12 protein-coding genes and 3 pseudogenes are annotated in these 17,855 nt (G+C 46.4%); 4 read left to right on the top strand and 11 right to left on the bottom strand.

The genetic code is table 11. The annotated features are described in order from the left end of the window. The first annotated feature begins 157 nt into the window (after positions 1 to 157). Positions 158 to 1,480 (top strand): CitMHS family transporter, encoded by a 1,323-nt coding sequence (locus L0M13_RS08740; protein ID WP_235199146.1) that lies wholly within the window; start codon positions 158 to 160, stop codon positions 1,478 to 1,480. Positions 1,481 to 1,535: 55 nt separating this feature from the next. On the opposite strand, the pseudogene arsC reads toward L0M13_RS08740, so the two are convergent. The 7 genes and pseudogenes from arsC to L0M13_RS08705 all read right to left on the bottom strand — a co-directional run bounded on the left by arsC (position 1,536) and on the right by L0M13_RS08705 (position 11,257). After that, positions 1,536 to 1,954: pseudogene (gene arsC / locus L0M13_RS08735) on the bottom strand (arsenate reductase (thioredoxin)). Positions 1,955 to 1,988: 34 nt separating this feature from the next. After that, the gene (locus L0M13_RS08730; RefSeq protein ID WP_235199145.1) at positions 1,989 to 3,425 is read right to left on the bottom strand and encodes a DHA2 family efflux MFS transporter permease subunit; all 1,437 of its coding nucleotides are present in this window, start codon (positions 3,423 to 3,425) and stop codon (positions 1,989 to 1,991) included. 304 nt (positions 3,426 to 3,729) lie between these two features. Next, the gene (locus L0M13_RS08725) at positions 3,730 to 4,356 is read right to left on the bottom strand and encodes an HAD family hydrolase (protein ID WP_235199144.1); all 627 of its coding nucleotides are present in this window, start codon (positions 4,354 to 4,356) and stop codon (positions 3,730 to 3,732) included. A 59-nt stretch (positions 4,357 to 4,415) separates the two neighbouring features. Then, positions 4,416 to 6,011 (bottom strand): long-chain-fatty-acid--CoA ligase, encoded by a 1,596-nt coding sequence (locus tag L0M13_RS08720; protein ID WP_235199143.1) that lies wholly within the window; start codon positions 6,009 to 6,011, stop codon positions 4,416 to 4,418. 320 nt (positions 6,012 to 6,331) lie between these two features. Beyond that, positions 6,332 to 8,762 (bottom strand): annotated as a pseudogene (parC, locus tag L0M13_RS08715) (DNA topoisomerase IV subunit A). Next, positions 8,759 to 10,729 (bottom strand): DNA topoisomerase IV subunit B, encoded by a 1,971-nt coding sequence (gene parE, locus L0M13_RS08710; RefSeq protein WP_235199142.1) that lies wholly within the window; start codon positions 10,727 to 10,729, stop codon positions 8,759 to 8,761. Before parE ends, parC begins: the two are co-directional and overlap by 4 nt. Before the next feature lie 120 nt (positions 10,730 to 10,849). Further along, positions 10,850 to 11,257: a CoA-binding protein gene (locus L0M13_RS08705; RefSeq protein WP_235199141.1), complete on the bottom strand. Its 408-nt coding sequence runs from the start codon at positions 11,255 to 11,257 to the stop codon at positions 10,850 to 10,852. 205 nt (positions 11,258 to 11,462) lie between these two features. Here L0M13_RS08705 and plsY point away from each other — a divergent pair, with 205 nt between their 5' ends. Together plsY and L0M13_RS08695 are read left to right on the top strand one after the other, a co-directional pair. Beyond that, positions 11,463 to 12,056, top strand: coding sequence for a glycerol-3-phosphate 1-O-acyltransferase PlsY (gene plsY, locus L0M13_RS08700; RefSeq protein WP_235199140.1), 594 nt, complete (start codon positions 11,463 to 11,465; stop codon positions 12,054 to 12,056). Positions 12,057 to 12,081: 25 nt separating this feature from the next. Next, positions 12,082 to 12,408, top strand: a complete 327-nt coding sequence (locus tag L0M13_RS08695; protein WP_235199288.1) for a HesB/YadR/YfhF family protein — start codon at positions 12,082 to 12,084, stop codon at positions 12,406 to 12,408. On the opposite strand, the gene L0M13_RS08690 is transcribed toward L0M13_RS08695, so the two are convergent. The 4 genes and pseudogenes from L0M13_RS08690 to L0M13_RS08675 all read right to left on the bottom strand — a co-directional run bounded on the left by L0M13_RS08690 (position 12,389) and on the right by L0M13_RS08675 (position 16,684). Next, positions 12,389 to 12,697: a hypothetical protein gene (locus L0M13_RS08690; protein ID WP_235199139.1), complete on the bottom strand. Its 309-nt coding sequence runs from the start codon at positions 12,695 to 12,697 to the stop codon at positions 12,389 to 12,391. The two genes, L0M13_RS08695 and L0M13_RS08690, sit on opposite strands and share 20 nt — an antisense overlap. Beyond that, positions 12,681 to 13,121: an acyl-CoA thioesterase gene (locus L0M13_RS08685; RefSeq protein ID WP_235199138.1), complete on the bottom strand. Its 441-nt coding sequence runs from the start codon at positions 13,119 to 13,121 to the stop codon at positions 12,681 to 12,683. The genes L0M13_RS08690 and L0M13_RS08685 overlap by 17 nt, the downstream gene beginning before the upstream one ends. Positions 13,122 to 13,339: 218 nt before the next feature. Then, positions 13,340 to 16,050: pseudogene (acnA, locus tag L0M13_RS08680) on the bottom strand (aconitate hydratase AcnA). 127 nt (positions 16,051 to 16,177) lie between these two features. Next, complete coding sequence (locus L0M13_RS08675) at positions 16,178 to 16,684, bottom strand: DinB family protein (RefSeq protein ID WP_235199137.1); 507 nt, start codon at positions 16,682 to 16,684, stop codon at positions 16,178 to 16,180. A 218-nt stretch (positions 16,685 to 16,902) separates the two neighbouring features. Here L0M13_RS08675 and L0M13_RS08670 point away from each other — a divergent pair, with 218 nt between their 5' ends. Beyond that, a complete protein-coding gene (locus L0M13_RS08670; RefSeq protein ID WP_235199136.1) occupies positions 16,903 to 17,757 on the top strand; it encodes a site-specific integrase in 855 nt (284 codons plus the stop codon). The last annotated feature ends 98 nt before the right edge of the window (positions 17,758 to 17,855 follow it).

Here is a 17,855-nt window from a genome sequence, read left to right as displayed (position 1 = left end):
CTTTAAATGCCTTAATTGAATAATCTTATTTTTCAAACCCCTCTGTGCTAAGTTTATTTCTAACATCTTTAGCAGAGGGGTTTTTCTAAACGCATGAATTGTATGCGTTTTCATTCACCCTTCCATTTACTTTTTTTACATAACGGGAGGAATTATCATGTTAAGTATTATCGGTTTATTAACCATTGCCATTATTGTCGGCTTATTGATCAGCAACAAAATCACACCGATTGTGGCATTAGTGCTCGTACCGATTGTAGCGGCATTTGTCGCCGGCTTCGGATTTGCGGAAATCGGCGATTTCTTCAACAGCGGGATTGAATCCGTGATGAGCGTGGTCATCATGTTCATCTTTGCCATCCTATTTTTCGGCTTGATGCAGGACGTCGGCTTATTCGATCCCTTGATCAATAAGATGATTGCTTTATCGCGGGGGAATGTCATCGCCGTCGCCGTCGGAACGGTGTTGATCGCCGCAGTCGCGCAGCTTGACGGCTCAGGGGCCTCCACATTCCTGATTACGATTCCCGCTTTGTTGCCGCTCTATAAACGCTTGAAGATGAATCCGTACTTACTGCTTTTGCTCGTCGGTACCTCAGCGAGCATCATGAACATGCTGCCATGGGCTGGCCCGCTTGGCCGCACAGCAGCCGTTCTCGGAGTCGATGTGACAGATCTCTGGCGCCCATTGATCAAAGTACAAATCATCGGCCTCCTATTGTTGGTCGGGCTTGCTATATTACTGGCAATCCGCGAGAAGCGGTTGATTGCAAAGCGCGGTGATTTCAACGAAGAACTTTATAAAGAGGCGGCTTCGCCGGTCGACAACGCAGACGATGAAGCAAGTTTGAAAGCTGCTTCTCTGCGCCGGCCAAAATTACTATGGGCCAACGCCATTCTTGCACTCGCCATCATCGGCATTTTGGTGTGGGGTATCGTTCCCGCCGGTTTCACTTTCATGATTGGCGTAAGCTTGGCCTTGCCGCTTAACTATCCAAACATGAAAGACCAGATGGAACGAATCAAAGCGCATGCACCGAATGCGTTGCTGATGGCAGCGATCATCCTGGCTGCTGGTTCATTCCTTGGAATTTTGAATGGCACGTTGATGCTAGATTCCATCGCTACGGACTTAGTAAAAATACTGCCGGCATTTGTCTTGCCCTACCTACATCTGATCATCGGTTTTTTCGGCGTTCCATTCGACTTGTTGCTCAGCACCGACGCCTATTACTTCGCCCTTTTGCCGATAGTAGAACAAGTGGCTTCCGGCGCAGGCGTTTCATCGCTTTCAACCGCTTATGCCATGATTATTGGAAATATCATCGGCACTTTCGTCAGTCCGTTTTCTCCGGCGCTTTGGCTTGCTCTCGGCCTCGCCGGACTTGAAATGGGCCGCCACATCCGCTATTCGCTTTTGATCATGTGGGGCTTCAGCATCGTCTTGCTTGCCATTTCCGTCTTGATCGGCGTCATTTAAACAGAAAAAATACCGCTCCCGTTTTCGGGGAGCGGTATTTTTAGTTGCCCTTCAATCAATTGCCGGTCCGGCTAAACTCACGGATCCTTTCACCAATTGCATCGCGGACGCTTTGGAAAACCTGCCATTTTTCGTGTTCTGTGCCTTCCGCTTTTGCGGATCTTCAAATCCCCAATGAGCGCGTTTTACGTGCGGCGGTGTCACCGGACATTTATCCGCTGCATCTCCGCATAAAGTAACTACAAAATCAGCGTTAGTGAGAATATCCATATCGATCCGATCCGATGTTTGAGCAGAAATGTCGATTCCGACTTCATTCATCGCTTTGACTGCATTTGGATTCAAGCCGTGCGCTTCGATTCCCGCACTTAGCACTTGCCAGTCCTCACCTAGAATCTCTTTTCCCCAGCCTTCAGCCATCTGGCTGCGGCAAGAATTTCCTGTACATAAGAAATACAAAGTTCTTTTTGCCATAACGAAAACTCCTTTCAAAAAAATGGTTCTGACCTCACTCTTTCACGGCGAGCGGGGATTTGATGAAGAACGAAATGACCAATCCCACAGCCGCTAAAATCAAGCCGAATGTGAAGGCGTTTTGAATGCCTGCTGTCAAAGACGCGGCGATGGCAGAAGGGTCTGCCGGTTCAGCCGCATCTTTTAGGAAACTTTCCTGCGATGTGGACATGATCGTAATTGCGACAGCTGTACCGATTGCGCCGGATACTTGCTGCAGCGTATTCATTAACGCTGTACCGTCCGGGTACAAGTTTCTCGGCAACTGGTTCAAGCCATTTGTCTGAGCAGGCATCATGACCATCGAGATACCGATAAATAAGAATGTATGCAGCACGATGATCCAGTAAATGGAGGTTTCGGTTGTAACGTTTGTAAATTGCCAAAGCATGATCATCATGAGGATGAATCCGGGTGTCACGAGTCCGCGCGGTCCGTACTTATCAAATAAGCGCCCCGTCACCGGTGACATCAATGCGTTCAAAAGCCCGCCTGGCAGGAGTACAAGCCCCGCGATTAAAGCAGCTAAGCCAAGCCCCGTCTGCAAGTAAAGCGGCAGCAGGATGCTCGTTGACAAAATAACCATAAAGGCGATGAAGACGCTCAATAAGCCCAATGTGAACATTGGAAACTTAAAGACGCGCATATTGATCATCGGCTGCTTCATTTTCAGTTGACGCAATACGAACAGGAACAGGGCGATGACACCGACAAGCAAAGTCGATACAACAATCGCGCTTCCCCATCCTTCTTCTCCGGCACTGCTGAAACCGTAGACGATGCCGCCAAAACCGATCGTCGAGAGAATGATGGAAACCACATCGATTTTCGGTTTGGTGATTTCAGAGACGTTTTGCATGAAGACAATGCCAAAAACTAAGGCAAAGACTAAGAACGGCAATGAAATCCAGAAAATCCAGTGCCAGTTCAAGTTTTCAATCAATAAACCGGAAATCGTCGGCCCGATGGCAGGCGCCGATACGATGACCAGCCCCATCAATCCCATGATCGCTCCTCGGCGATGGACCGGATAGATGACCAGAATGGTATTGAACATCAGCGGCAGCAATAAACCGGTGCCGATTGCCTGGATAACACGGGCTACCATTAAAACTTCAAAAGTTGGCGCCAGCGCTGCGAGCAGCGTCCCTCCGATCGAAAAGCCGAGTGCGGCCATGAACAGCTTGCGCGTTGTAAACCATTGCAGCAATAGACCTGATACCGGCACCAGGATGCCGAGCGTTAACAGGTAACCGGTCGTCAGCCACTGAACGGTGGCTGAATTGATGTTGAATTGCATCATCAAATCCCCTAACGCCATATTTAAGGCCGTTTCACTAAAAAGCCCGATAAATCCGGCAATCAGGAATGAAACTAGGATGGGGGTCGTTCTGAAAATAGGTTGTTTCGGTAATGCGGTTGTTTCGGCCATGAATAATTTCCTCCAATAATCGTGAATCTACATGTTTCGATTTGGATCATGCAGCATGTTTGGTGTTCGATGTGGCTATTTACAAATTGTCCAAACAACCATCAAAAGGAACTGGCCTTTATTCAGTTGTTGTCCAAAAATACTTTGGCCATCGTTCAAGAAAGTTACTTCCTCAAACTCCAAGGATGTTCTGCAATCCCCATTTTTTCTTCTTTTTCCATACTACCCTATTCAAAGCAAACAAAAAAGAAGAGCTGCGAATGTAAGCCCTTCCTTTTTCAAAAAAATTTAGAGAAGCTAAAAATCAGGTTAGTTTCGCTATTTCCATCAGGTTTTCAAAACGGTCAATTTTGCGGTCGAAACTTTCAACATCACCAAAACCATAAGCTGCATAGACGAAAGGAATCCCTGCGTATTCAGCAGCTTGCTGGTCTCCTGCTGTATCTCCGATATAAATCGGCTGCTCGAGCCCGTTTCGCTCGATCAGCAACTGAATATTTTCACCTTTCGATAACCCGGTTCTTCCCGGGTTTTCAAAATCCTTAATATATCTTTCCAATTGATGGAATGACAGAAATGCTTCTATATAACCTTCCTGGCAATTGCTGACGATGTAGAGCGGGTAGCTTTCTGCCAACCGGCTCAATACTTCCTCCACCCGGTGGTAAAGTTCACCGCCGCTTTTGTTCAAATAAACGCATTCAACTTCCCCACAAGCCTCGATCAATTCAGCCCTTACCGTTTCATTGTATTGCGGAAACAGTTTCTTCATGATGTCTTGCATTTGAAGGCCCATGGTTGATTTTAAATCTTCGACCGTAATCGGCTCTGCGTCCAAATTGTTTTGTTCAATTGCGGCATTCCAGGCAGCAGCGACGGTTTCGCGGGAATCCCATAACGTTCCGTCCAAATCAAATATGATGCTATCCACTGACAATCCATCCTTTCCTTCTAAAACAAAAACCGGAGCAAATTTGCTCCAGCTTGTCTTCAATTCACTTTTTTCGAACTGTTCCAATACATTTCCCGCAGGCGGAATTTTTGCAGTTTTCCTGTCGCGGTCTTTGGCAGCGCTTCGACGAACTCAATCGACTTCGGCGCTTTAAAATGTGCCATTTTTGAACGGGTGTAGTCGATGATGTCTTGCTCCGTCACATTTGCTTCCGGCTGCAGCACAATGATCGCTTTTGGCACTTCGCCCCATTTTTCATCCGGCACGGCAATGACCGCGACTTCCATTACATCCGGATGCTGATAAAGCACGCCTTCGATTTCAGTGGAAGAAATGTTCTCACCGCCTGAAATGATCATGTCTTTGATGCGGTCCTGGATTTCGATATAACCGTCTGGATATGTAACAGCTAAATCACCCGTATAGAACCAGCCATCTTTGATCGCTTCCGCTGTTTTTTCAGGATCTTTGTAGTAGCCGCTCATGACGACATTGCCGCGTGTGATGATTTCGCCAAGTTCTTTGCCGTTCCAAGCGACTTCACGGCCATCTTCTTGATTGACGACTTTTGTTTCTCCATTAAACGCCAGTTCAATTCCTTGCCGCGCTTTTATTTCTGCTTGTTCTTCCGGTGATTTGCTGTCGAATTCCTTTTTCCACTCACAGTAAAGGATGAACGGGGACGTCTCGGTTAAACCGTAGACATGCATCATGTTCAATCCGAGAATCTGCTGGGCTTTCGCAATCAACGCTGCAGCCGGGGGAGCTCCAGCTGTCGCCATCCGCGGTTTGGTTGAAATCTTTACCTGTTTCGCCTTCGGTTCATTTACAAGCATATTGATGACCGTCGGTGCACCGCAAAGAAGCGAAATATGATGTTTTTCAAAAAGCACCAAAATTAGTGCAGGATCCACTTTCCGGAGGCACACATGGGTGCCTCCGGCAGCAGTTAGCGCCCATACGCCGCCCCAGCCGTTAGCATGGAACATCGGCAAGGTATGCAGATAGACATCATCGTGCGTGACATTCAAATGATGAAGGAAATTCGCAGCGTTCAAATAATTGCTGCGATGCGTCAACATGACTCCTTTAGGGTTTGAAGTCGTGCCGCTCGTATAGTTCAAGGTCAACATCTGATTTTCGTCGATTTCCACTTCAGGCAATGGCCCTTCGCTTTCAGACGAGGAAATGAACGTTTCATACGTTTCTCCGTCAATACGAGAATCGTGGCCATCCACTTCGACAACGATGTATTTTTCAATCGGCAATTCTTTTTGGATGCCTTCAATGATTTTTCCGAATTCCGCATCGACAATCAGCATCCGTGCATCACTGTGGCGGATGATGTATTCCAAATCTTTGGCTGTCAGCCGGTAATTTAGCGGAACCATTACAGCGCCAAGCTGGCAAATGCCGTAGAAGCATTCGAGCATATAATGGGTATTCGGCAGCATCACTGCCACATGGTCGCCTTTTTGGATGCCTGCGTTATGTAAGGCAAAAGCTAGCTGATCCGTACGTTTACCGAACTCTTTATATGTAAAGGTCTTGTCTTCGTCAATGATCGCCGTTTTATCCGGATAGTACTTGATCGCCCGGCGCTTCCAATCGAGTGGTGTTAAAGGTGCAAACATGATAGACGTTCCTCCCTTTTTTCCAAAGATTTTACAACTGTTATAGATCAAGTATATTTCTGCTAAGAAACTGTGTCAATTGAATAGTCGGAATTCACCGACAATTTTATCGATGATGAAATGGTTAAACGAAAGCCCCTATATTGTTTACATAATTATTTTATTAAATTCATAAGCATATGATTATGGGTTTGATTTAACTGCAAATTTATTGGTTTACATAATTTTTTTATTTATATAATAAGTGAACGCTTATGTATAAGATGGTGTGTTGAAATCCAAAAAAAAGCATTGCCCGAGGGCAATGCTTCAAACTTCTATTATTCGGTTTTTGCTTCGATCCGATAAGCCGCAATGACTTTTCCGTCCGACCCCTCATCTAAAATGAACGATCCATTCGAGTAGCGGTCAACCGGTTTTAAGTTGTTGGCTGCAAGGTTCATCCGTATGCCTTTAGCTGTTTCGAGAAGCACTTCTTCCTTACCTGTCGCTGCCATTACAGCAACCACCCGGTGAGGATTCGACTTCAACTCGCGGAGCATGACAACTCCCCGTTTCGCCCGGCTTCCTACTTCGAATTCCTGAAGCTTCATTTTCTTCGCGGCTCCGCGCTGCGTCACTAAGACCAGATCCTGTTTCTCCTCCGGATCGATCAAGATAGCAGATACGACTTCGTCGCCGTCTTTCAAATTAACGCCTTTGACGCCAGCTGTGCGAAGTCCCGTAACCGGAATTTCTTCTATCGGGAAGCGCACACCGTACGCTTGGTTCGTTCCGATGAAAAGTTCGGTTTCCTTTTTCATCAATCCGGCAAAAATCATCGCATCGTCTTTTTTCAAGTTCATCGTTTTGATTGCCCGAGAATAGCGCTGGACATGGTAATCTTTTAAGGCTGAGCGCTTGACCAAGCCGTTTTTCGAAACGGTCAAAACATAAGCGTCTTCATCAAAGTTCTCAAACGGATATGCTGCAAGAATTGATTCATTTGGCTCCAATTGAACAATGCTTGATAAATGCTGGCCTAAGTCTTTCCATTTGATATCCGGCAGCTCATTCACCGGCTGGTAAACAAAATTGCCAGCTGTTGTGAACAGTAAAATTGTATTTTGCGTGTTCAGATTGCCTTCAAAAAGCAAGTGGTCAGTGTCTTTCATCGCAAAGTCCTGGCCATTCGATGCAGCATGTGAACGGGTGCTTGTGCGTTTCACGTAACCTTCTTTTGTTACGGTAACCACAACATCTTCACTTGGAATCATGACTTCGCGTGTAATTGTGATTTCCTGGATTTTCTCTTCAATCGAAGAGCGGCGAGGCTCTGCAAATTGCTTGCGGACATTCGCCAGTTCTTTCTTAATAACGTTCTTCAGCTTGGTCGCACTCGTCAAGATTCCCGTCAATTCGGCAATCAGCTTTTTCAAGCTGTCCGCTTCCGCTTTCAATTCCGTAATATCGGTATTCGTCAATCGGTATAACTGCAAGGAAACGATGGCTTCTGCCTGTGCTTCAGAAAACGCATAAGAGGCAATTAAATTATTTTTCGCATCGCGCTTGTCTTTCGAAGCACGGATCGTTTTGATGACTTTATCGAGAATGGATAAAGCTTTTATCAGGCCTTCGACGATGTGCATGCGGTCATTGGCTTTCTGCAAATCAAATTCCGAGCGCTTCGTCACAATCTCTTTTTGGTGGTCGATATATGCATCAAGCATCGACTGGAGCGTCATCATTGTCGGCCGGCGTTTGTAGATCGCCACCATATTGAAATTATAGCTGACTTGCAAATCGGTATTTTTATAAAGGTAATTCAAAATACCGTTTGCATCGACGTCTTTTTTCAATTCGATAACGATGCGTAATCCTGTTCTGTCAGACTCGTCGCGAACTTCTGAAATCCCTTCCAGTTTACGGTCAAAGCGGTGATCGTCGATTTTCTTGATCATGGACGCTTTATTGACTTCAAATGGAATTTCGGTGATGACAATTTGCTCTTTCCCCGCCTTTTAGCGGTTCAATGGCAGCTCTTGAACGGACAATGATTTTCCCTTTGCCGGTTTCGTAAGCCTTTTTGATGCCGTCGACCCCTTGGATGATTCCTCCTGTCGGGAAATCCGGCCCATGGATGACCGTCATCAACTCATCAACAGTCGCTTTTGGATTGTCCATGCGCATCAATACAGCGTCCAGCACCTCATGCAAGGCATGCGGCGGGATATCCGTTGCGTAACCGGCGGAAATCCCTGTCGAACCGTTGACCAGCAGATTCGGGAAGCGGGATGGCAATACCGTCGGCTCCATGTCCGAATCATCAAAGTTCGGGATGAATTCTACGGTCCGCTTGTCAATATCACGCAGCAATTCTGATGAAATTGCGGATAGCCGCGCTTCTGTGTAACGCATCGCAGCCGGCGAATCGCCGTCCATTGATCCATTGTTGCCGTGCATCTCTACGAGCATATGGCGGATTTTCCAGTCTTGGCTCAAGCGCACCATCGCTTCGTAGACGGAACTGTCTCCGTGTGGATGGTAGTTGCCGATGACATTCCCGACGGTTTTAGCCGATTTACGGAATGCTTTATCGTTCGTATTGCCTTCTTTGTACATGGCATAAAGAATCCGCCGCTGTACCGGCTTTAAACCGTCCCGGGCATCCGGAAGCGCACGGTCCTGGATGATGTATTTACTATAGCGTCCAAACCGATCGCCGATGACTTCTTCTAATGGCAGATCTTGGAAACGTTCGGTTTGTGTCATACAAGTTCCTCCTCAGCATGAATCAAATCATTTTCTAGAATATTTGCGTCTTCCTCCATGCCGAAGTCGACGTTGTTTTCTATCCATTTTCTTCTTGGTTCTACTTTATCGCCCATCAAGGTTGTAATTCTGCGTTCAGCACGCGCGCCGTCTTCGATGGTCACGCGGATCAAGGTCCGGGTTTCCGGATTCATCGTTGTTTCCCATAATTGGTCGGCGTTCATCTCGCCTAGCCCTTTATAGCGCTGAAGCATATAGCCTTTGCCGACTTTCTTGGTCGAAGCTTCAAGGTCAGCTTCGGTCCAGGCGTAGTCGACCACTTCTTTTTTGCCGATGCCTTTCGATACTTTGTAAAGCGGCGGCAAGGCAATAAACACTTTGCCCGCTTCGATCAACGGCTTCATGTAGCGGTAGAAGAACGTCAGCAGCAGCACTTGAATGTGCGCGCCGTCCGTATCCGCATCGGTCATGATGATGACTTTATTGTAGGCGATGTCCTCGATCGAGAAGTCTGATGATACTCCGCCGCCAATGGCGTGGATGATCGTCGAGATTTCTTCGTTTTTCATGATTTCTTCCAATTTCGCTTTTTCGGTATTGACGACTTTTCCGCGGAGCGGCAAGATCGCCTGGAAGGTCCGGTCGCGCCCTTGCTTCGCTGAACCGCCGGCCGAATCTCCTTCGACCAGGTACAATTCATTTTTAGCTGCGTTGCGGGATTGTGCCGGCGTCAATTTACCGGACAATAACGCATCCGATTTCTTGCGTTTTTTGCCGTTGCGGGCATCTTCACGCGCTTTACGGGCTGCGAGGCGCGCTTGGGAGGCACGAATGGCTTTTCGTACAAGCGACGCACTTAACTCCGCATTTTCTTCAAGGAAATACATCAATTTCTGTGATACGACAGAGTCGACGATGCTGCGGGCTTCACTTGTGCCGAGCTTGCTTTTCGTCTGGCCTTCAAACTGCAGCAATGCTTCCGGAATACGGACCGATACAATCGCCGCTAACCCTTCCCGGATGTCTGAGCCTTCCAAGTTCTTGTCTTTGTCTTTCAGCAAATTGATTTTTCGTGCATAGTCATTGAATACGCGGGTCATCGCCGCTTTCGCACCCGTTTCGTGCGTACCGCCATCGCGTGTGCGTACATTATTGACGAATGACAGAATCGTTTCCGAATAGCCATCGTTGAATTGAAAAGCGAATTCGACTTCCATCTCTTCCTGTTGCCCTTCGATATAAGCGACGGGATGCAGGACATCTTTTTCTTCGTTCAAATAGCTGACAAACGCTTCGATCCCCGTTTCAAAGAAAAAGGTGTCGTGGGCGTCGGTGCGTTTATCCGCTAATTCGATTTTCAAGCCTTTCAATAAAAAAGCGGATTCGCGCAAGCGCTCGCATAAAGTTTCATAATTGTATTTCGTAGCAGAGAAAATCGTGTCATCCGGCAAGAAATGGATCAAAGTGCCGGTTTCTTTTGTCGAGCCGATTTCTTCAAGTGTCGTCACTGGCTTGCCGCCATTTTCAAAACGCTGGCGGTATTTTTTGCCGTCGCGGTGAATCGTCACTTCGAGGAATTTGGACAACGCGTTGACGACAGAAGCCCCCACGCCGTGGAGTCCTCCACTCGTTTTATAGCCGCCTTGCCCGAATTTCCCGCCGGCGTGCAAGACGGTTAAAATAACTTCAGGCGTCGGTTTTCCGCTTCGGTGCATCCCGGTCGGCATGCCCCGCCCGTAATCCCGGACACTTAAACTATTGTCTTCGTGGATCGTCACATCTATTTTTTCACCAAATCCCGCCAATGCTTCATCGACTGAGTTGTCGACGATTTCATAGACCAGGTGGTGCAAACCTCTCGCATCGGTAGAACCGATATACATACCCGGGCGTTTTCTAACGGCATCTAAGCCTTCGAGTACTTGGATTGCTTCTTCGTTGTATGCCGTATTTTGAATTTTGGCCATTGCTTTCCCTCCATCAAACATCTGTTCGTACATATCTCTCTTTTAATCGTATCGATAACCGTGCTATCTGTCAATAATCACAGAAAAAGAGAGCTTTGCGCCCTCTTCTCCTTCGTGATCTTATTTAAGGATGGCATGTTCCACTTTGATGCACCGGTCCATGATGACCGTGTAGCCTTTATCGGTCAAATCATTGAAAACTTCTTCATCGACGACGTTCAATTGCGTCCAGAAGACTGGGCAATCGATCTTTTTGAAATCTTCCGCAAGTTCCGGAAGAAATTCACTGCGCCTGAAAACGTTGACAATGTCTACCGGTTCCGGCAGATCCAGTAACGAAGCGTAGCTTTTTTCGCCTAACACTTCGTCTGCTGCGGGATTAACTGGAATGATCCGATATCCTGCTTTTTGCATAGCTTCGGATACCATATAGGACGTCCGGTTCACGTTCGGGCTAAGCCCCACTACGGCAATAGTCTTGGCAGTATCCAGTATTTCTTTGATTTCTACACGGCTTGGATTGTTCATGCACTTCACCTATCCTTTTTCCGTATTTTCAATGCGTTAACAGTATCATGCGGAGCCGATGATTTCATTCATCAACTGCTGTGTCCCTCTATTGTATCATATTCGGCGGCGTTCAGCATTGGCAATCCGGCTCTCTATATTGTCGAACGAACGCGCTTCGTGTTAAACTTGAACTATAAATATCAGCTGTTCAAAGGAGTTCAACATGGACATATTGCTTCCAGTCATACTAGCTTATCTGCTCGGCTCGATCCCGTCCGCATTATGGGTTGGGAAAATCTTTTACAAAACGGATATCCGGACAAAAGGCAGCGGCAATTTGGGCGCGACCAATACATTCCGTACTCTCGGCATCAAAGCGGGCATCGCGGTGACCGTTCTTGATATCTTAAAAGGGACTGCAGCCACCATGATTCCCCTCTACATGGAAACAAATGTCCACCCGCTGGTATTCGGGGTAATTGCGGTTATTGGCCATATGTTCCCGATTTTTGCGAAGTTCAAAGGCGGCAAAGCGGTTGCCACATCCGGCGGCATCTTGCTCGGCTATCAATGGCCGTTGTTCATTGTGGCAGTAGTTGTCCTTTTGATCGCTTTAAAAATCACAAAAATGGTATCGCTGTCATCGATTATCCTCGCTATCGTTGCAGTCATCTATACCTTGATTTACGCACTTAATACCGGGGACTATCCATTCCTTATTGTCATCATCATTCTCGCATCATTTATCATTTACCGGCACCGTGCGAATATCGCACGCATCAAAGCCGGTACAGAACCGAAGGTCAAATGGCTTTAGCTGAATGAAAGGGCGTGCACGCTACGTGGAAATCAAAATCTCTGAAGATGCATTTACATGGTTCCATAATGAAATGGAAGTCGAATCTGGCGACACGGTCCGTTTTTTTGTCCGCTACGGAGGCGCAGGAAACCTGCAGCCCGGTTTCTCGCTCGGTGTCACAAAAGACGAGCCGGACAATGCGGCCGCAGCCATTGAACAGGGCCAAGTGACCTACTATATTGAAGAACGGGATATTTGGTATTTTGATGGCCATGACTTAATAGTCTCGGTCAATGACGACTTGCACGAACTTGATTATTCATACGAAAAAAGAAAAAGCGTGAGGCTCCTCACGCTTTTTCTTTTTTGAATCTATTCAATTGATCGATCATGCCTTCCGCTTCCAATATACGGATTTGGTGTTCCCCGAAAAGATCAAAATGCGGATAGTTGCCGCGAAGGTCCATCCATTCCGGTTCCAGTCCGTATTGACGGCCCCATTTTTCAAGTTTTTTTAAATTGCGGCAACCGACCTTTGTGACAGTCGATGCGCCCAGGAATCGCTCATCGATCCAATAATGGGTCAAGAATGCGATTTTTTCATCTTCCACGTCCTGCTTCCACTGATTCAATTCATCCCGCTTAATTCCGAACGCCATCGGGAGACTTCCTTTTGATTTCCTCGTATTTCGCATGCCATTCCGGGTAGATTTTCTTGATCGACACCGGACGGAAATTGTCCTTTTTCACGACGACGTGCTCAGATGTCGCTTTTGCAGCAAGCGTGCCGTCTTCGTGGAGCACTTCGTAGCCGTATGTCGTGCGCAGCCGGTCATGGCTTTCCACCCATGTACGCACGATCGCTTTCTGTCCGTAGCGGAGCGCTGCCTTGTATTGGATCGAAATGTCCGTCACCGGAGACAGGTAACCGTCTTTTTCCATCCCTGCATATGTAAACCCTAAGTCTTCAATCAATTTTGTCCGGCCGATTTCCAGCCAAATTATATAATTGGCGTGGTAGACAACACCCATTTGATCGGTTTCCGCATAACGGATTTCAATTTCTTTTTCACTGATGTACATTTCCTTTTCACCTCTGTCTGTAAGTATACAAAAAATCCGGATAGAAATAAAAAATAAGCTGCCGAGAACTTCTCGGCAGCTTATTTCAGATTTTCTTATTGTCCAGACTCCACCAGCCAAGTTCTCGGGTCATAAGTCGTCTCACCTGTGCGGCAAAGAACGCCGCTTCGGCAATCCGCCTTATGCCCGTCGAACTTACACGGCTGTTTCCGCTTTTCTTAAGCTTCTACTAATTTTCTGCGCAGTACCATTTGAAGGATACCACCATGGCGGTAGTAATCTACTTCAACTTCAGAGTCGAAGCGCACTAATGCGTCGAATTCTGTTACTGTGCCGTCTTCAGCAGTTGCTGTAACTTTCAAGATGTCGCGTGGTTTCACGTCATCTGTCAAGTTCACTGAAATGCTTTCGCGTCCAGTCAGCCCTAGTGAATCAGCGTTTTGTCCATTAACGAATTGCAATGGAAGAACACCCATCATTACAAGGTTTGAACGGTGGATACGCTCATAGCTTTCCGCAATGACTGTTTTAATTCCAAGAAGGAATGTGCCTTTAGCAGCCCAGTCACGTGAAGAACCCATACCATAGTCTTTGCCCGTAAGCACGGCTAGGCCAGTTCCTTGTTCCTGGTATTTCATCGCTGCGTCATAGATCGGCATGATTTCACCCGTTGGCCAGTAAGTTGTGAATCCGCCAGTTGTTCCTGGAGCCACTTGGTTACGGATACGGATGTTGGCGAATGTTCCGCGCATCATGACTTCATGGTTTCCTCGGCGTGAGCCGTAAGAGTTGAAGTTGCGTGGTTCTACACCGTTTTCGCGCAAGTATTTCCCTGCTGGTGTATCTTTTCCGATTGCTCCAGCTGGTGAAATGTGGTCAGTCGTGATCGAGTCAGCAAATTTCGCAACAACACGCAAATCAGCAAGTGTTTGAATTGGCTGAGGCTCTCTTGAAAGACCTTGGAAGAATGGCGGGTTCTGGATATAAGTCGAGTTTTCATCGAAGTTATATAAAGAATCGTCATTTGTTTCGATTGCGTTCCAAGTTTCGTTCTCGTCGAATACGCGAGCGTATTCTTTACGGAACAATTCAGGCGTTACTGTGCTCTTAACAACTTCGTTTACTTCTTCAGTTGTTGGCCAGATATCGCTCAAGAAGACATCATTGCCTTCTTTATCTTGTCCGATTGGGTCGTTTTGAAGATCGATATCCACTGTTCCAGCTAAAGCATAAGCGACAACTAACGGCGGTGAAGCCAAGTAGTTCGCTTTTACAAGCGGTGGATGCGTCCTTCAAAGTTACGGTTACCCGAAAGAACAGAAGTTACCAATAAGTCGCTGTCTAAAATCGCATCTTCGATTTCAGGAAGCATCGGGCCTGAGTTACCGATACACGTAGTACAGCCGTAGCCGACCAAGTTGAAACGGATTTGCTCAAGGTAATCCAAAAGTCCAGCTTGCTGCAAGTAGCCAGTTACGACTTTTGAACCTGGAGCAAGTGAAGTTTTCACGTATGCAGGCGGCATTAAGCCTTTTTCAACTGCTTTTTTCGCAACAAGTCCAGCACCAAGCATTACGTATGGGTTCGAAGTGTTCGTACAAGACGTGATGGCAGCGATGCCGATTGCGCCTGTCTTCATTTCAGCTGTTGAGCCGTCTTTGAAGTTGACAGTGGCTGTCTTATTGATCTCTTCTTCGCCTAACGCAAAACCGTGCGGGCCTTCAGGTCCTGTAACCGCTTTGTTGAATTCCGTTTTCATTTGAGAAAGAGGAATCAAATCCTGCGGGCGTTTAGGTCCTGAAAGGTTCGGTTCGATAGTCGAAAGGTCCAATTCGATTGTATCTGTGTAAACAGGATCTTTGTCTGCATCGAAGAACATATCGTTTGCTTGCAAGTAAGCTTTAACGATGGCAATGTGGTCTTCCTCACGGCCAGTTAAGCGCAAGTAGTCAAGTGCTTCTTCGTCAACTGGGAAGAATCCGCAAGTTGCGCCGTATTCCGGTGCCATGTTCGCAATTGTTGAACGGTCTGCAAGCGGCAATGTTGTAACACCAGCGCCGTAGAACTCAACAAATTTACCAACCACACCTTTTTGGCGAAGCACTTGTGTAATTTTAAGTGCCAAATCCGTAGCAGTCGCGCCGTTTGGCAATGCATTTGTCAATTTAACGCCGATTACTTCAGGAATCGGGAAGAATGAAGGTTGTCCAAGCATTCCAGCTTCCGCTTCGATGCCGCCGACGCCCCATCCAAGAACACCAAGACCGTTGATCATCGTTGTGTGGGAATCTGTTCCGACTAAAGTATCCGGGTAAGCTTCAAATGTACCATCTTCGTTCGCTATGGCATGAACCACGTTCGCTAAGTACTCAAGGTTAACTTGGTGAACGATACCCGTTTCAGGTGGAACTGCACGGTAGTTGTCATATGCTTTTTGAGCCCAGCTAAGGAACTGGTAACGCTCTGCATTGCGTTCGAATTCTAATTTCGTGTTGATTTTCAATGCTTCGTTTGTACCATAGCTGTCTACTTGCACAGAGTGGTCAACGACTAAGTCAACCGGTACATCCGGATTGATTTTGTTTGGATCTCCACCCATTTCAGCCATAGCTGAACGAAGTGCTGCCAAATCGACAACAACTGGAACCCCAGTGAAATCCTGAAGAATAACGCGGGAAGGCTTGAACGGAACTTCAGCTTCCTTGTTTGCGTTCTTGCCCCATTTAGCAAGTTCTTCAACATGCTCGTCTTTGATGACGTATCCGTCGTGCTGGCGCAGGACAGATTCTAAAAGGACTTTAATTGAGTAAGGAAGTCGTGATACTTTCGCGATTCCTGCTTCTTCTAATGCAGCTAAACGATAGTAGTTAAACGTTTTGCCATTTAGCTCAAAAGAAGTACGGCTGTTATGCAAACTGCTTTTTGCCATGATCATGTTCCTCCTTTAAATCTTCTGAAAAGGCTTTTGTTAGCGTCTTTTCTCCTCTTCTATCATAACGAATCCAGAAGCATAAGTAAATTACATTAAAATTATAGAATGTGATAAGTTTTTCCAATTACTTATTGGAACTAGCATGAAGTTTTTCCAATGTCTTCTCCAATTGCTTTAAATGGCGCTTTTCATGCAGCCCAACAAATGGAAACCATTGGATTAAAGGCACTTTGCCGAAAACCGGATGCGGCAATGATTTTGCTTCGAGTGCTTCAGGTGAAGCCTCTTTATAAACTGCATCCAGCAACTCGGCGGATGCTTCCAAACGCTTCTTCATCTCTTCTAGAGACACAAATTCATTCGTCGGAACCACGTATTTTGGGGCATCCACTTTGATCAACCGGCTGACAGTTAATTGAATCGGCTTTTTCCTTGCCTTTTCGCTTTCGCTTTTCGTAAGTTGTTTTTGGACGTTCCTAGCGACCACCGATTCCATCAGCTGAAGATGATCGAGGATTTGCATCGGCGACCATTCTTCCGGAGAAGGTTTCGTATTTAGGATGTCGTCTGAAACGCCATTCACCGCTCCTAATACTGCGGCTCGAACTTTTTCATTGTCTTCTTTATACATTAGAATGCCTCCATTTTCATCGCCAACTAGCCTTTTGCCTTCTTGTATGGCATACCCCATTTCCACCAAAAACAAGCACTTTTGCCCGGTATACAGAAAAAAGCGGGGCTTTCTATAAAAAACCACGTGTTTACGGGGTTTTCAAGGGGAAAGTGCGTTCTATTCAATCCATTTAATGGTATAATTATAAAAGAGAATGAGAAGAGGAGTGTGACGGAATGCCTTATGGTTATGAAAAATTTCGTTTGAAAAATGGCATCAGCCCGAATACGGTTGTCCACGAAGTCCAATTGATTCGAGCGCTCTTCGCCTTTTTGCGCAATACTTATAAAAAACCGGTGGAACCGCATGAAATCCGGCCGATTGATATACAAAAATTCCTTCAGCAGCAACACGAAACAGGCATTAAAGACAGCACGTTAAACCGCAAGCTGATCTATATCCGCCTGTGGTTCGATTATATGTGGCAGATCGGTAAGATTCCGGTGGATTTCATGCCGAAATTTAAATTCGCTGAAAAGCTGGATCTGACACCAGCGGATATTCACGTAAACTACGGAGAACTGCTAGAGAAAAAAGATTCGGTGCTTGAATCCAGCCAGTTGTCCTTGAATGCCAAAATTCTTTTCATCTTGTATATGAGAGGACTGCGCTTGCGCGATATGACTACGATAGAAGTGGACGATTTTGAAGATGTCGATGGCGGCCTGTTGCTGCCATTGGAGAAAAAGGATGGCTATGTCTGCCAACTTGAATTTTCCGGCAAGGAAATTCCGGTTCTGATGGAAGGTATTGAACGCGCAGTCTTCCGAAATACACCGTACCTTCTTTCTTCAAAGGTGAAAGACGGCTACTCCATGTTTAAAATGGGTTCCTTGTCAGATTACACGGAGGCGTTAACGGACTTTTTGGGTGTGCCTATCCGTTCTGGAGACCTTCGTTTTGCCTATGTCCACCATCTCTATACGGTCGAACATAAAAATTTAGAGGAAATCCAGGAAATTATGGGAGTCTCTCTTGATTCCGCTTCGCGCATGTTGACAGAATCCCTGACTCGCCTAAAACAGGATTGATCTATAAAAACGCCTGCCCCAATTTTCGGGCAGGCGTTTTAGGATTAAATAAAGAATTCGAAATCGATGACGAAATTCAGGATGACCAAAGTATGAAG

The organism is Planococcus sp. 107-1, from assembly GCF_021513255.1.
In the GTDB taxonomy this organism is placed as follows: Bacteria; Bacillota; Bacilli; order Bacillales_A; family Planococcaceae; genus Planococcus.
The sequence above is the reverse complement of the archived record's forward strand: the minus strand, read 5'-3'. Positions and strand labels throughout refer to the sequence as shown.